The sequence below is a fragment of the Streptomyces glomeratus genome, assembly GCF_021462825.1.
Taxonomy (GTDB): domain Bacteria; phylum Actinomycetota; class Actinomycetes; order Streptomycetales; family Streptomycetaceae; genus Streptomyces; species Streptomyces glomeratus.
Genome location: NZ_JAKEEB010000005.1, coordinates 252,695 through 267,970, shown reverse-complemented (window position 1 = coordinate 267,970; position 15,276 = coordinate 252,695). Strand labels below are relative to the sequence as shown.

12 protein-coding genes are annotated in these 15,276 nt (G+C 68.4%); 2 read left to right on the top strand and 10 right to left on the bottom strand.

Features of this window, described 5'->3' with window-relative positions:
• Positions 1-221: 221 nt before the first annotated feature.
• Positions 222-1,298 (top strand): LCP family protein, encoded by a 1,077-nt coding sequence (locus tag LZ604_RS08650; protein ID WP_234513887.1) that lies wholly within the window; start codon positions 222-224, stop codon positions 1,296-1,298.
• Between the two features lie 79 nt (positions 1,299-1,377).
• Here the strand turns inward: LZ604_RS08650 and LZ604_RS08645 are convergent, their stop codons facing one another.
• The gene (locus tag LZ604_RS08645; RefSeq protein WP_234513998.1) at positions 1,378-2,391 is read right to left on the bottom strand and encodes a PLL family lectin; all 1,014 of its coding nucleotides are present in this window, start codon (positions 2,389-2,391) and stop codon (positions 1,378-1,380) included.
• 79 nt (positions 2,392-2,470) lie between these two features.
• Here LZ604_RS08645 and LZ604_RS08640 point away from each other — a divergent pair, with 79 nt between their 5' ends.
• Complete coding sequence (locus LZ604_RS08640) at positions 2,471-2,869, top strand: NYN domain-containing protein (protein ID WP_234513885.1); 399 nt, start codon at positions 2,471-2,473, stop codon at positions 2,867-2,869.
• A 7-nt stretch (positions 2,870-2,876) separates the two neighbouring features.
• Here LZ604_RS08640 and LZ604_RS08635 read toward each other — a convergent pair whose 3' ends face one another.
• The 9 genes from LZ604_RS08635 to ngcE all read right to left on the bottom strand — a co-directional run bounded on the left by LZ604_RS08635 (position 2,877) and on the right by ngcE (position 15,064).
• Entirely contained in the window at positions 2,877-4,397 is a 1,521-nt protein-coding gene (locus tag LZ604_RS08635; protein ID WP_234513883.1) for an amino acid permease, read from the bottom strand.
• A 145-nt stretch (positions 4,398-4,542) separates the two neighbouring features.
• Positions 4,543-6,513, bottom strand: coding sequence for a 1-deoxy-D-xylulose-5-phosphate synthase (gene dxs, locus LZ604_RS08630; protein ID WP_234513882.1), 1,971 nt, complete (start codon positions 6,511-6,513; stop codon positions 4,543-4,545).
• Positions 6,514-6,736: 223 nt separating this feature from the next.
• Entirely contained in the window at positions 6,737-8,032 is a 1,296-nt protein-coding gene (locus tag LZ604_RS08625) for a sugar ABC transporter permease (RefSeq protein ID WP_234513881.1), read from the bottom strand.
• Positions 8,029-8,820: an ATP-binding cassette domain-containing protein gene (locus LZ604_RS08620; protein ID WP_234513880.1), complete on the bottom strand. Its 792-nt coding sequence runs from the start codon at positions 8,818-8,820 to the stop codon at positions 8,029-8,031. Before LZ604_RS08620 ends, LZ604_RS08625 begins: the two co-directional genes overlap by 4 nt.
• 179 nt (positions 8,821-8,999) lie before the next feature.
• On the bottom strand, positions 9,000-10,100 hold the full coding sequence (locus tag LZ604_RS08615; RefSeq protein WP_234513996.1) for a sugar ABC transporter substrate-binding protein: 1,101 nt from the start codon (positions 10,098-10,100) through the stop codon (positions 9,000-9,002).
• Between the two features lie 133 nt (positions 10,101-10,233).
• The gene (locus LZ604_RS08610; protein ID WP_234513879.1) at positions 10,234-11,433 is read right to left on the bottom strand and encodes an ROK family transcriptional regulator; all 1,200 of its coding nucleotides are present in this window, start codon (positions 11,431-11,433) and stop codon (positions 10,234-10,236) included.
• 197 nt (positions 11,434-11,630) lie between these two features.
• Entirely contained in the window at positions 11,631-12,554 is a 924-nt protein-coding gene (locus LZ604_RS08605) for a carbohydrate ABC transporter permease (protein ID WP_234513878.1), read from the bottom strand.
• A gap of 15 nt (positions 12,555-12,569) precedes the next feature.
• A complete protein-coding gene (locus LZ604_RS08600) occupies positions 12,570-13,505 on the bottom strand; it encodes a carbohydrate ABC transporter permease (RefSeq protein ID WP_234513877.1) in 936 nt (311 codons plus the stop codon).
• A gap of 113 nt (positions 13,506-13,618) precedes the next feature.
• Complete coding sequence (ngcE, locus tag LZ604_RS08595) at positions 13,619-15,064, bottom strand: N-acetylglucosamine/diacetylchitobiose ABC transporter substrate-binding protein (RefSeq protein ID WP_234513876.1); 1,446 nt, start codon at positions 15,062-15,064, stop codon at positions 13,619-13,621.
• Positions 15,065-15,276: the final 212 nt, after the last annotated feature.

The following is a 15,276-nucleotide window of genomic DNA, read 5'->3' as shown; positions in this document are numbered from 1 at the left end:
CTCACATCATATGCATGGGGCATACACTCCCCGGGCCAGGACCAGAGGACACCGGGGCACCGCACCGCTGTGCGCGGACGGACATCAAGGAACATGACGGCCCATCAGTACGGCTCATGTGATTCTGATCACCGTCGCACAACGCCCGGGGTGGCTCACCGGTCTGTCCGATCATCCGTGCACTCCTTGCCCGGAAGAGAGAAGACGAGGACACCGACCCGATGACGACCCCAGCCGTCGAGAGCCCGCGCGGTGCACGCCGCGCCCCCAAGGCCGACAAGCCCCGCCGTCGCAGGGGCCGGTGGATCCTGCTCTCGCTGGCGCTGCTCGTCGTGGCCGCGGGCGGTACCGGCTACTGGCTCTACAGCGACCTCGACGGCAACATCAAGGGCGTCGACATCGACAAGGCGCTCGGTGACGACCGGCCGGAGAAACTGCCCACTTCAGGACAGAACATTCTCGTTCTGGGGTCCGACTCGCGTGCCGGTGCCAATGCCTCGCTCCACACCGGCAAGGTCTCCGGCGCACGCTCCGACACGGCTCTGGTGATACACGTACCCGACGGCCGCAGGAAGGCCGTCGCCGTCAGCATCCCCCGCGACACCCTGGTAACCCGTCCCGCCTGCACGAAGACGGACGGCACCGAGGTGGCGTCGGCGAAGCGGGTGATGTTCAACTCCATCTACTCCCAGGTTGGTCCGGCCTGTGTGGTCAAGACCGTGGAGCAGATGTCCGGTGTGCGCATGGACCACTACGTCGAGATCGACTTCGCCGGGTTCAAGGGGCTGGTGGACGCGATAGGCGGGGTCACCGTCACCGTCGACCGCGATATCCACGACAAGTCCAGCGGCCTTGACCTGACCGCCGGCACGCACCGGCTGGACGGCACACGGTCGCTGGAGTTCGTCCGGACCCGGCACGGCATCGGAGACGGCAGCGACCTCGGCCGCATCGGGCTCCAGCAGCAGTTCATGCTCGCCTTGTTGAGTGAGATCAAGAAGCAGGACCTGCTCGGCAGCCCGACGAAGGCCTACAAAATCGCCGACAGTCTGACGGCGGCGCTCACCACCGACTCGGGACTCGCCTCCCTGACCAAGCTGGCGGAGTTCGGCCGCAGCATGAACGGCGTGGATCCGGCCACCATGGAGACGATCATGCTTCCGGTGGCATACGACAAGGTCGACCCCAACCGGGTCGTCACCGCCGAACCGCAGGCGAGCACCCTGTGGAAGGCGCTCCGCACCGACTCCGACATCCCCGCGTCGGCGAAGAAGTCCCCGGCGACCGGCGGCTCCTGACGGGCCGTCATGGGAGGTTGGCAGGGCCGTCGTCCATCCATGGCACTCGGCGGCCCCTGACGGCGGGAACCGGCAGCCGTCACACCGACTGCCAGGCCCCCAGCGCGAGCCCTGGCTCGTCCTTCTGGCGGGCCACACGGAGTTCACCGTCCGGGCTCAGGGTCGCGGCGACCACCCGCCCCTCGGCGTCCTCGGCCAGCGCGACCCGCGTGCCCACCGGCAGCTGCGGGCCCGACTCGCTCCACCACAGGCCCGCCGACTCCTGTTCGGTCGGGCAGGCCGCGAAGACGGCACGGCCGGAGGCCGAACGCTGGGCCAGGAGCGTGCAGTCGTGATCGTCGATGGTGCAGCGGAGGGCCGACACCCGGCCCGGCCCGGCGGCGAGGAGCAGGGGTACCGGGTCGGTCCCCGGGCGCCAGGCGTGCAGCATGCCCTCCAGGTCCGCGAAGAACAGCGTGGTGTGCTCCTTGGAGGTGGGCAGGGCGGTCAGTGTGCCGGGCCGGACGCTCGCCTCGAGCGCCTCGTCGGGCACCAAGGTCGCGCCGGGCTCCTCCTGGCGCCAGCGCAGGATGCCGTCCGAGGTGGTGGCGTACAGCTCCACACGCCCCGACCCTCCGGTCACGGCGGCGAGTTCCTCGTGCGCGCCCGGGCCTCCGATATCGCGCCAGGGGCCCCAGCCGCCGCGCTCCTTCTGGGCGAGCATGCCGACACCGCCGCCCTTGTTGCGCGCGAAGACATGGGCGCGGCCCTCGGCGTCCACGGCCACCGCCGGCAGACCGGTCCGGTCGCCCTTCCGGTCCGGGTGACCGATGGGAACCCAGTCGAGCGCCGCCAGGTGGGGACGGAAGTGGGTGGAATGGACGAGCCCCGACTCACCCGGGACCGTGGGGCGCCATGCGACGAGGTGGGCGTACCCGTCGGCACCCTGGCCGAGGGCCAGTTGGGCGTGCAGGCGCTGGTCCCCGCCGATCCTCCGCGGGGGTGCCCAGGGAAGGCCCGGGTGTCGTTCGGCTCGGCACCACACCGCTTCGTCCCGCGGGGCGTAGGCGCTCAGGCTGCCGTCCCGGCCGCGCAGCAGCCAGGAGCCGTTCAGTGGAGGGACCGTTGACACTCCCCCACTCTAATCGGGAGTCCGTCGAGCCGACGGCACGGCCTCGTGCGAGGCTGAGGGCATGAGCGAGCCGCCTATGGTGATCGTCGACGCCGCGAACGTCGTCGGATCCGTGCCCGACGGCTGGTGGCGGGACCGGCGCGGCGCGGCGGAGCGTCTGCGGGACCGGCTCGTGCGGTACGCCCAGGCGGGGCTGCCCGGCCGGCCCGGTCCGGTGGAACTGGTGCTCGTGGTCGAAGGCGCGGCGCGCGGGGTGGACTCCGTGCCCGGTGTACGGGTGGACTCGGCGCCCGGCAGCGGTGACGACCGTATCGTCGAGCTGGTGGAGCAGGCCGGGGTCCGCCCCGTTCTGGTCGTCACGTCGGACCGGGAGCTGCGCCGCCGGGTGGGGGAACACGGCGCTGCGGTGCTGGGTCCGCGGGCCCTGCGTGATCAGGAACCCCCGGCGGACCGGGACTGAGAGGCGGTCACACGGTGTCGTTGCCCGGCTGCCCGGCCGACCGCACGGCGGCGCGCTGCTCCTGGCCGATACGGCTGTGCGAGCGCCCGTAGAGGAAGTACACGACGAAGCCGATGATCAGCCAGACGGCGAACCGCAGCCAGGTCTCGGTGGGCAGGTTCAGCATCAGCCACAGCGAGGCGCACACCGAGAGGACGGGCACCACCGGAACGAACGGGGTGCGGAAGGCACGGTGCAGGTCGGGGCGGGTCCTGCGCAGGATGAGCACGCCGATCGCGACGACGATGAAGGCGAAGAGCGTGCCGATGTTGACGAGTTCGGCGAGTTCGCTGAGGCTGGTGAAGCCCGAGACGACGGCGATGACCACGCCGAGCAGGACGGTCGGCCGGTGCGGGGTCTTGAAACGTGGGTGGACCCGGGAGAAGAAGCGGGGCAGCAGTCCGTCCCGGCTCATCGCGAAGAAGACCCGGGACTGGCCGAGCAGCAGGATCAGGCAGACCGTCGTCAGGCCGATGGCTGCACCGAAGCTGATCACTCCCGCGAACCAGGGGTGTCCGATGGCCTTGAAGGCGTCGGCGAGCGGCGCGTCCACGGTCAGATCGGAGTAGTGCTGCATCCCGGTGACGACGATGGACACCGCCACGTACAGGGCGGTGCAGATCAGCAGGGACCCGAGGATGCCGCGCGGCATGTCGCGCTGCGGGTCGCGGGTCTCCTCGGCCGTCGTCGCCACGATGTCGAAGCCGATGAAGGCGAAGAAGACGACGGAGGCGGCGGTGAAGATGCCCAGCACGCCGAAGTCGGAGGGCGCCCAGCCGGCGATGAGCTGGATCAGCGGCGCCCGGAGGTCGCTGCCCGCGGGTACGGCCTGCGGCTTCGGAACGAGCGGCTTGTAGTTGGCGGCGTTGATGAAGAAGGCACCCCCGATGATCACGATCAGCACGACGGCGACCTTGATGGCGACGACCAGCCGGGTCACCCGGGCCGAGAGCCTCATGCCGAGAACGAGGATGGCGGTCAGCACCAGGACCAGCGCGGCGGCGAGGATGTCGAAGCCGAACCCGCTCGCCCCCTCGCGGCCGCCCAGCGCCGCGGGAAGGTGCCAGCCCGCGTTGTCGAGCAGCGAGCGGATGTACCCGGACCAGCCGACGGCGACCACCGCCGTGCCCAGCGCGAACTCCAGGACCAGGTCCCAGCCGATGATCCAGGCGGGCAGCTCGCCGAGCGTGGCGTACGAGAACGTGTAGGCGGACCCCGCGACGGGGACCGTCGAGGCGAACTCCGCGTAGCAGAGCGCGGCGAGCGCGCAGACGACCCCGGCCAGGACGAAGGACAGCGAGACGGCCGGTCCCGCGTTCTCCTTGGCGACCTTGCCGGTCAGCACGAAGATGCCGGTGCCGATGATGACACCGACACCGAACACGGTGAGGTCCAGCGCGGAGAGGGTCTTCTTGAGCGCGTGCTCCGGCTCCTCTGTGTCCTGGATCGACTGCTCGACGTTCTTGGTCCGGAAGAGGGTCCTGCTCACGGCGTACCTCCCACGCTTGTCGTCCTCGACATGATCGAGAGGGGGCGTAGTGCGTATGCCCCGGTGGGGGTGGATTCACGCAAATGGGCCGGTCCCGCCACCGTAAAGGATGGGGGGACCGGCCCAAGCGATCGGGCGGGCGCTGTCAGTCCCGTGCGGACTCCACCGAGTCCACGGCCCGCTGGGCGGCCGAACGGTCGGCGGGGGTCTGCCCGCTCGAGCGAGGCCGGGCGTGGGGGATGCCGTCGAGCTTGGAGACTAGCCCGGTGACCTGGCGGGCGATGTCCGGAGCGGTCAGGCCGATCTCCGCCAGGACCTCCTTGCGGGAGGCATGGTCGAGGAAGCGCGACGGGATGCCGAAGTCGCGCAGCGGGACGTCGACGCCCGCGTCGCGCAGGGCCTGCGCGACCGCCGAACCGACACCGCCGGCGCGCGAATTGTCCTCGACGGTGACGACCACTCGGTGCCGCTCGGCGAGCGGGGCGAGCGCCTCGTCGACGGGCTTGACCCAGCGCGGGTCGACGACGGTGGTGGAGATGCCCTGCTTGTCGAGGAGGTCGGCGATCTCCAGGCACATCGGCGCGAGCGCGCCGACGGAGACCAGCAGCACGTCCGGCACGGGGGCGTCGGCCTTGCGCAGGACGTCCATGCCGCCGACCGTGCCGACCGCGGGGACGGCCGGGCCGACGACGCCCTTGGAGTAGCGCAGCACGGTCGGCGCGTCGTCGACGTCCACGGCCTCGCGCAGCTGGGCGCGCAGCTGTTCGGCGTCGCGCGGGGCGGCGATCCTGAGGCCGGGGACGACCTGGAGCATCGACATGTCCCACATGCCGTTGTGCGAGGCGCCGTCGTCGCCGGTGACGCCGGCCCGGTCGAGCACGAAGGTCACCCCGCACTTGTGCAGGGCGACGTCCATGAGCACCTGGTCGAAGGCGCGGTTGAGGAAGGTGGCGTACACCGCGAAGACCGGGTGCAGGCCACCGGTGGCGAGGCCGGCCGCGGAGACCGCGCCGTGCTGCTCGGCGATGCCGACGTCGTAGATCCGGTCCGGGAAGGCGTCCGCGAACTTCTTCAGGCCCACCGGCTGGAGCATGGCCGCGGTGATGGCGACGATGTCCTTGCGCTCGCGGCCGAGCCTGACCATCTCGTCGCCGAAGACGGAGGTCCAGCTGGCGGCGGCCGCCTTGATGGGCAGGCCGGTGTCGGGGTGGATCGGGCCGATGCCGTGGAAGCGGTCGGCCTCGTCCTGCTCGGCGGGCTTGTAGCCGCGGCCCTTCTCGGTGAGGCAGTGCACGATGACCGGGCCGCCGAACCGCTTGGCGCGGGCCAGCGCGGACTCCAGGGCCTCGATGTTGTGGCCGTCGATCGGGCCTACGTACTTCAGGCCCAGGTCCTCGAACATGCCCTGCGGGGCGATGAAGTCCTTCAGGCCCTTCTTGGCGCCGTGCAGGGTCTCGTAGAGGGGTTTGCCGACGACGGGGGTGCGCTCCAGCACCTCCCGGGTGCGGGCGAGGAACTTCTCGTAGCCGTCGGTGGTGCGCAGGGTGGCCAGGTGGTTGGCGAGGCCGCCGATGGTGGGGGCGTAGGAGCGCTCGTTGTCGTTGACGACGATGACCAGGGGGCGGTCCTTGGCGTCCGCGATGTTGTTGAGCGCCTCCCAGGCCATGCCGCCGGTCAGCGCCCCGTCACCGATGACGGCGACGACACGGCTGTCCCGCTCGAGCAGCTGGTTGGCCTTGGCGAGGCCGTCGGCCCAGCCCAGAACCGTGGAGGCGTGCGAGTTCTCGATGATGTCGTGCTCGGACTCGGCGCGCGAGGGGTAGCCCGACAGGCCGCCCTTGCTGCGCAGCTTGGAGAAGTCCTGACGGCCGGTGAGCAGCTTGTGCACATAGGCCTGGTGGCCGGTGTCGAAGAGGACCTTGTCCCTGGGCGAGTCGAAGACGCGGTGCAGGGCGATGGTGAGCTCGACCACACCGAGGTTGGGGCCGAGGTGGCCGCCGGTCTTGGAGACGGCGCCGACGAGGAAGGTCCGGATCTCCTCTGCCAGCTGGTCCAGCTCCTCCAGGCTGAGCCGGTCCAGATCGCGCGGTCCCCTGATGCGGGTCAGCAGCGGCACCCGTGCCTCCTTGCAGTAGAGCTGTGTCGAGCTTGCCGGGCCTGTCGAGTCTAATGTTCCGCCTGTACGGATCATGGGCGGCCCTCATGTTCCGGGCACAGGTTTCCGGCCGCCACGGGCCGGGCGGATCGCACGGGCCGCCCGGGCCGGACAGGACTGTGCCCGGCACCCCATGGGTGCCGGGCACAGGTCGAAGGGGACTGTCGCGCCCCGCCCGGTGGGCCTACGCGCGGCCCGCCGTCTTCTGGGTCTTGCGGGTGATCGAGTCGATCACCACGGTGGTGAGCAGCACGCCCGCGGTGATCATGTACTTCACCGGCTCGGCGATGGACTCCAGCTGGAGGCCGTACTGGATGGAGACGATCACCAGCACACCGAGCAGGGCGTTCCAGGTGCGACCCCGGCCGCCGAAGAGGCTGGTGCCGCCGATGACGGCCGCCGCGATGGCGTTCATCAGCAGGTCACCGGCACCGGCGCTCTGGTTGGCGGAGGCGATCTTGGAGGCCAGGAACAGACCGCCGACGGCCGCGAAGAACCCGGAGATGGCGAAGACCGAGATCCGGACGGCCGTGACGTTGATACCGGCACGGCGCGAGGCCTCGACACTGCCACCGAGCGCGAACACCTTGCGGCCGTACGCGGTGCGGCGCAGCACGAAGTCCGTGAGCACCAGGAAGGCCAGGAAGATCACGGTAGCCAGCGGCAGGCCCTTGTACTGGTTGTACATGTAGGCCGCGGCGAAGGCGACCACGGCGAGCAGGCCGGTGCGCAGCGCCGTCTCGCTGAGCGGGCGGGACGGGATGCCCGCGGCCTCGCGGCGGCGGTTGCCCACGTACGAGGTGGCGAAGAAGACGATGACCACGACCGCGGCCAGACCGTAGGCGGCCGCCACGTCGGAGAAGAAGTACGTGGTCAGCTGACCGATGAGACCGTCGCTGTCCAGGTTGATGGTGCCGTTGGCGCCCAGCACCTGGAGCATGAAGCCCAGCCAGAAGAGCAGACCGGCCAGTGTCACGGCGAAGGCGGGAGCGCCCAGCACCGCGAAGAAGAAGCCGTGCGCCGCGCCGATGGCCGCGCCCGCGGCGACGGCGACGAGCACCGCCAGCCATTCGGGCCAGCCCTGGTTGACGGCGAACACGGCCGCGAGGGCGCTGGCCGCACCGCTGACCGAGCCGACCGACAGGTCGATCTCACCGAGCAGCAGGACGAAGACGATACCGACCGAGATCATGCCGGTGCCGACCATCGTGACGGTGATGTCGCTCAGGTTCTGCGCGGACAGGAAGGCCGAGTTGAGGCTCTGGAAGATCGCGCAGATGGCGACCAGGCCGACGATGACGGGCAGCGATCCCAGCTCGCCGGCGCGCATCTTGCGCTTGAACTCGCCCAGGTAGCCCGTGAGGCCCTGCTCGCGTACGAGAAGGCGCGGGTCGACGGCGGTCACCGCGGCCGCGGCGGCCTCGGGGTTCTCGACGGCGGGCGCGTCCTGCGGCGTCTCGGAGGTCTTTTCGATGCTCACTTGGAAACCTCCCCGTTCGTGCGTGCCGCACGGCGGGTCACGGCATTGTCGGTGGCGCCGGTGATGGCGGAGATGATCTCCTCCTGCGAGGTGGTCTTCACCTCGAAGACGCCGTTGTTGCGGCCGAGGCGGAGTACCGCGACCTTGTCCGCCACGGCCTTCACGTCGGCCATGTTGTGGCTGATGAGAATCACCGCGTGGCCGCGCTCGCGCAGCCGCTCGACCAGGTCGAGAACCTGGGCGGTCTGCTCGACGCCGAGCGCCGCGGTGGGCTCGTCGAGGATGACCAGCTTGGGGTCGCCGAGCATCGAACGGGCGATGGCCACGGTCTGGCGCTGACCGCCGGAGAGCGAGGCGATCGGGATACGGACACTGGGGATCCGGATCGACAGGGTGGTCAGCAGTTCGCGGGCACGCCGCTCCATCTCGACCTCGTCGAGGATGCCGCGCTTCTTCAGCTCGCGGCCCAGGAAGAGGTTGCCGACGACGTCGATGTTGTCGCACAGCGCGAGGTCCTGGTAGACGGTCGCGATGCCGAGGCTCTGGGCGTCGTTCGGCTTGCCGATCTGGACGGGCTTGCCTTCCCATTCGATGGCGCCCTCATCGATGGGGTGCACGCCGGCGATCGTCTTGACCAGCGTGGACTTTCCGGCGCCGTTGTCGCCGACCAGGGCGACCACCTCACCGGCGTGGACCTCAAGCTCTACGTCGGTGAGCGCCTGAACGGCACCGAACCGCTTGGAGACCCCGCGCAACGCCAGCACGGGCGTAGCGGACACGTGAACCATCTCCTTCGCCGCCTGACCCGGCGGGAGGTTGTGCAGAAGTTTGGGGGGAATTTCCGTCCGGCGCCCCGCAACGAGCTTGCGGGGCTGGTGAACGCGGGGCACCGGACGAGTCTTTGTGCGCCAGTCCCGTACGGGAATTCAAGGACGAATTCCCGTACGGGGAAAGGACTCGGGGTCGCTTACTTCAGACCGATCTTGTCGCAGGCGGCCTTGAACTGCGGGGTGCAGATCTCGGCGGGGGTGTAGATGCCGTCCTTGATGACCGTGTCCTTGATGTTGTCCTTGGTCAGCGCGACGACCGGGACGAGGACGGACGGAACCTGCTTGGCGGTCGGGCTGTCGACCTTGTCCTTGGCGATCGTGTCGAGCGACTTGCCCTGGGCGAGGGCGACGGCCATCTGCGCGGCGACGTCCGCCTCCTGCGGGTAGGACTTGTACACGCTCATGTACTGCTCACCCGTGACGATGCGCTGCACACCCGCGAGCTCGGCGTCCTGGCCGGTGACCGGGATGTTGGAGATGCCCGCGGCCTTGAGGGCGGTGATGATACCGCCGGCCATGCCGTCGTTGGCGGAGTAGACACCGATGAGGTTCTTCTTGCCGAGCGCCGTGATCGCCGCCTCCATGTTGGCGTTGGCGTTGTCCGGCGACCATTCCTTGGTGTCGTACTCGCGGCCGACGTTGACCTTGCCGTCGAGGACGGAGTGGGCACCGGCCTTGAACTGGGCGGCGTTCGGGTCGGTCACCGCGCCGTTCATCATGACGATCTTGCCCTTCTTGGCGTTGCCGCCCAGGGCCTTCAGAAGCGCCTCGCCCTGCGTCTTGCCGACCGCGGTGTTGTCGAACGAGGTGTAGGCCTTGATCGGGCCCTCGGCCAGACGGTCGTAAGCGACGACCGGGATGCCCTGGTCGTTGGCCTTCTTGACCGAGTTGGCGATGGCCTTGGAGTCGACGGCGTCGATGATCAGGACGTCGACCTTGTCCGTGATCATGGTGTCGACCTGCTGGGCCTGCAGGTTCGCGTCCTGCCGAGCGTTGTTGTACTCCAGCGTGGCCTTGTTGCCCGTCAGCTCCTTGATCTTCTTCTCGATCAGGGGCTTGTCGAACTTCTCGTACCGCGCGGTCTTGTTCTCCGGAAGGAGCAGACCCACCTTGATGGCGTCGCCCTTCTTGGCAGCCGACGACGAGGAAGAGCCGCCACCCGACTCCTTGGCACTCCCACAGGCGGCCAGCGAGACGGCCATCGCACCCACGGCAACGGCAACGGCGGCACGACGCATACGCGTGTTCACTTCAGAAACCTCCCTGACGAGGCCGCGACGTTGCGGCCGAGGTGGCTGGAAGTCAACTCGGCCGCACGTGCGACGTCAAGAAGTAAATCCTTAACGAGATGGCAACGGTGCCATCCGTTCTCTAAGTGAAGGCAGGAGTGACGGCCGGCAGCGAGCCATCCAAAAGGGTCGAATCGCCCATTTCACTGAGTGCAAGGGCGAGGGCCCCGAGCACCTCGGCACGGCCTCCGAGCGCCCCTGGCAACACCGAGAGCTGACGTGCGGCACTGGGAATGGCGTACCGGCCGACCGACTCCCTAATGGGCCCCAGAACCAGCTCTCCGGCCTCGGCGAGATCACCGCCCAGGACCACGCGGCTCGGGTTCAGCAGGTTGCAGAGATTGGCGACTCCACTGCCGATGTGGCGACCGACGTCGGCGATCACCCGACGGCAGCCCGGATCGCCGTCCCGCGCCAGCCTGACCACGCCCTCCATCGTCAGATCGGTGCCGTGACTGGGCTGGAGCAACGGCAGCACATACCGCGCCGCCGTGAACGTCTCCAGGCAGCCCCGGTTTCCGCAGCGGCAGACGGGGCCGGATTCATCAAGGGTAATATGCCCGATTTCTCCCGCCGTGCCACCGGGGCCGCGGTAGATCGTCCCGTCGATCACCAGCCCGGCGCCGACACCGCTGGCGACCTTGATGTAGGCGAGGTCCTTGACCCCCCGGCCACTGCCCCAGACCAGCTCGCCGAGCGCGCCGAGGTTGGCGTCGTTGTCCACGTACACCGGCACGCCGAGCCGCCCCCGCAGCTCCTCGGCGGGCCTGGCGCCGGTCCAGCCCGGCAGGATGGCGGTGGAGCCCAGCGTGCCGGACTCGACGTCGATGGGGCCGGGCACACCGAGCCCCACACCCGCGATCTTGGAGCGGTCCACGCCGGTCGCCGCGATCAGCCTGCCGACCAGCTCTTCGGCCCGGTCGAAGCCCTGCGCGGCGGAGGCGTCCACATCCAGCGGCTCCGACTCCTCGGCCAGCACCTGATGAGCGAGATTCCCGACCGCCACCCGCAAATGGGTGTGCCCGAAGTCGACGCCGATGACGATGCCGGCATCGCCGCTCAGAGAGACGCTCCGGGCCCTTCGGCCCCCCGAGGACGTGGGCGTGACCTCGACGGTTCCGCCGTCTTTCAGCTCCCGCACGATGTTGGAGACCGTCGCCGCGGACAGACCCGTCGTCCTCGCGATCTCCGCTTGCGTGAGGGATCCGGCCAGCCGCACGGCACGTACAACCCGCTCCAGGTTGGCTCGGTGCAGCGACGACTGCGACCCTGGAGTCTCCACGACGACCTCCTGAGCACGGGGCCGCTTCGGTGAGGCCCCGCCTATGTCCAACTAGTGAACTCTAAGCTGAGCCGTTCGGGTTGCCTTACGTCAAGAGGTTGAACCTCATCCGGGTCCTTGGACACACTTGTGCGCGCCGTCCCGGGGCCCGGAGCGGCGCGCACAGATGGCGTCACACAGCGTGACACTCCCGGGGGCTACTTGAGTGTCGCCGAGGTCAGCCCCGCCTGCACCTGACGCTGGAAGGACAGGTAGACCACCAGCATCGGGATCATGGCGATGGTCACGCCCGCGAACAGAACGGGCAGGTCGGAGGCGTATCCCTGCTGCTGCTGGAGCTGGATGAGGCCCTGGGTGAGCACGTAGCGCTCGGGATCCGAACCGCTCTGCGGCTGCATCAGGACCGTCGGCAGAATGAACTGGTTCCACTGACCCAGAGTGTTGAAGATCCCGACGCTGATCAGTCCCGGCTTCGCCATCGGCAGCATGACCTGGAAGAAGGTCCTGGTGTGCGAGGCACCGTCCAGGACGGCCGCCTCGAACACCGCTGTCGGCAAGGTCCGGAAGAAGGCGTGCATGAAGAACACGGTGAACGGCATCGAGTAGGCGATGTAGACCAGGATCAGACCCTGGTAGGTGTTCAGCATGTCCAGCCGTTTGACCATGAAGAACAGCGGGACCAGCGCCAGGAACACGGGGAACATCGCGCCGGCGACGAAGAAGTAGTACAGGAACCGGTTGCCCGGGAACCGGTAGCGGGCCAGCACGTACGCGGCCATCGAGCCGAACAGCATCGTCAGCGGCACCGAGAACACCAGAACGATCACGGTGTTCAGGAAGTAGTCGCCGATGCCCTTGTGCCAGGCGCGCCCGAACACGTCGAGGGACCAGTGGTGCGGCCAGCCGAAGGCCGAGCCGCCGATCTGGGCGTCGGTCTTGAAGGAGCTGAGCACCAGCCACAGCAGCGGCAGCACGATCAGCAGGGCCCACAGGGCGAGGAAGCCGTGCGAGAAGGCGTTCAGGACCACGCCCTCGCTGCGCCGGTCGCCGGGGCGGACGGGAACCTTGGCCGCGGACCGCTGGGCGGGGACGGCCGCGGTCTCCTTGATGGGTGCGCTCATCGTCGTCTCTCCCGCTCAGAACTCGATGCGCTCGCGGCGGGTGGCGCGCAGCGTGACCACGGACAGGACCAGGGTGAGCAGCAGCATGACGACGCCCATCGCGCAGGCGTAGCCGCTCTTCCCGAAATAGAGGAAATTGCGCATCATCACGGTCGACATGACATCGCTGTGATGGTCGGGACCGCCGCCGTAGGCGCCCATGTTCTGGGTCATGGAGGACACCAGGACGAACATGTCCATGGCCACGATCCCCAGGTACACCCACGCGGTCTGCACGGTGTCCCACAGCAGCGGCAGCGTGATGCGGAAGAAGGACTGGGAGCGGCTCGCCCCGTCGATGAGCGCCGCCTCGTAGATGTCCCTCGGAACGGACTGCATGGCGGCCGAGAAGAGCACCAGGTAGAAGCCGACGCCGTGCCAGACCACGACCAGGATCAGCGCCCAGAGCACTATGTCGGGCTCGTTGAGCCACTCCACGGGATTGTCCGCGCCGACCAGGCCGAGTTTGATGAGGAAGCCGTTCAGCAGACCGCCGCCGTCACTGCGGTACACCGCGTTGAACAGCACGGCGAGAATGGCGAGCGACAGCACCTGCGGGAAGAAATAGACGATTTTGTAGAACTTCGATCCGGCGACCCCCTGGACTCCGCCGGCCCGGCCGCGTCCGCCCGCGTTCACCATGAAGGCGAAGAAGAGGGCGAGGAGAATGGTGATCACCGGGATGAAGATCAGAAACAGGATGTTGTGCCAGATGGCCTCCAGGAAGACATCGTCCTGGAAGAGCGCCCGGTAGTTGTCCAGGCCGACGAACTTGAAGGTCTGCGACTGGCCTTTCCAGTCGGTCAGCGAATAGCCGAACGTCTGGATGTACGGCCAGATGACGAAGATCAGATAGAGCGCCACGGGGACGAAGAGAAATCCCGCGACGAACCGGTACTGCCCCTTGCGCATGGCGTTCCTGCCCCTGGTGTCCCGTCCCGGGCCGGGAATCAGGTGGATTCCCGGCCCGGAATCCGGTCGGTCGAGCGGGCCCCGGTCGGTCGGGGCCCGGCCGGCGGCGAGCCTCAGTCGTGGTGGTTCTTCTTGGAGGCCGGGTCCTTGGCCTGCCTGTCGACCGCGGCCTGACAGCGCTTCAGCCACTCCTTGGGCTGGATGCGCTTGGCCATGAGCTCGTTGGACGCGTTCTGGATGGCGGTGTCCATCTCGCTGTACCAGTCCGGGTAGATGTAGCGGAAGGTGTTGGAGCCCGCCGCCTTGGAGGCCTCCACGGTGGACTGCGTACCCGGGCGCAGGGTCACGCCGGAGTCGACGCCGTCCTTGAGGATGGTGAGCGAGTTGGCCTGCTTGGCGAAGAGCGTGGACCACTCCTTGGAGAGCATGTGCCGCATGAACTCCTTGGCCCCGGGCAGGTTCTTGGCCTTCGCGGGGATGATGAAGGGCTCGCCGGAGCCGGCCCGGATCGCCTCGAAGGGCATCGTGCTTCCGGACAGCAGCGGCATCGGCAGGAACTTCATGTCGAAGTCGGAGGGCGTCTGCTTGAGCTGCTCGTTCTCCAGCCAGGAGCCGCAGGTGATGAAGGCGGCCTTGTACTGGTTCCAGCGGGTCTGCGACTCGGTGTGGGTCAGGCCGTTCGTACCGGGCATCAACAGGCCCTTCTCGACGACCTCGTAGATCGCCTCGATGCCCGCCTGCGCGGCGTCGGAACCGACGAACGCCTTCGGGTCGAGATTGTCGATCGCCTTCACGGCGTCGATGCCGCCCTTCTTGGCGATCAGGTCCATGATGGCGACGTTGATGTAGTAGGGGTACTTGCCCTGGTGGGCGAGGCCGCCGATGCCCTGCTTCTTGGCGTCCTGGCAGATGGCGAGGAAGTCGTCCCAGGTCTTGGGCGCCGTCCAGCCCTTCTCCTTGAAGAGCTTGCCGGAGTACCACAGGCCCCACACCGTGTAGATGTAGTTGAGGGCGACGACCTTGCCCTCCTGGACGCCCGGGTCCAGAGTGCCGGGGATGAGGGTGTCGCGGACCTTCTTGCTCGGGTCGTCGACCGACGGCGCGTCGAGAACCTCGGCGAGGTCGAGCAGCTGGCCGTTCTTGTAGAGGACGTCGACCTTGATCTGCTGGGCGCCGGAGTCGTCCACGATGTCCGGCGGGTTGCCCGCGTTGAAGCGGGGCTGGAGCTTGCCCGTGATCTCCTGGGTGCCGGTGTGGGTCGAGGTGATGCCGAGCTTCTTCTGGTAGTCGGCCTCCCACGCCTTGGCGTAGTCGTCGCCGTAGCCGCCCTTGAAGATGACGACGTCCAGCTTGCCGCCCTTCTCCGCTCCGAAGGGGTTCGACTTCGACGTCTTTCCCTTGCCCTCGTCGTCGCTGGAGCCGCCGCCCCCGCCACTGGCACATGCGGACAGGAAGCTCATCGCGGGGACGGAGATCAGGCCCAGCGCGGCGGACCGCTTGATCAGATCTCTGCGGCCGACGCCCCCGGGTGTGGTGTTCTCGCCGGAAGTGGATCCCATGCTCAAGTCCTCGCCTTCTCCAGGACTCAGGCGGTGAACCGGATCCTCCCCGGCACCGCGGTGATGGTGAAGCTGGGGTCGTGCATGAGGGATTCAGTGGGACGGCATGACAGCCGGTCGTCGAAGAACGGTCCGCCGCCTCCCGTTTCCCCCCGGTCGTGCCGGTACAGGGCTGCCGTACCCGAAGGGGTCGCGGCTGCCCGAACGCCGAC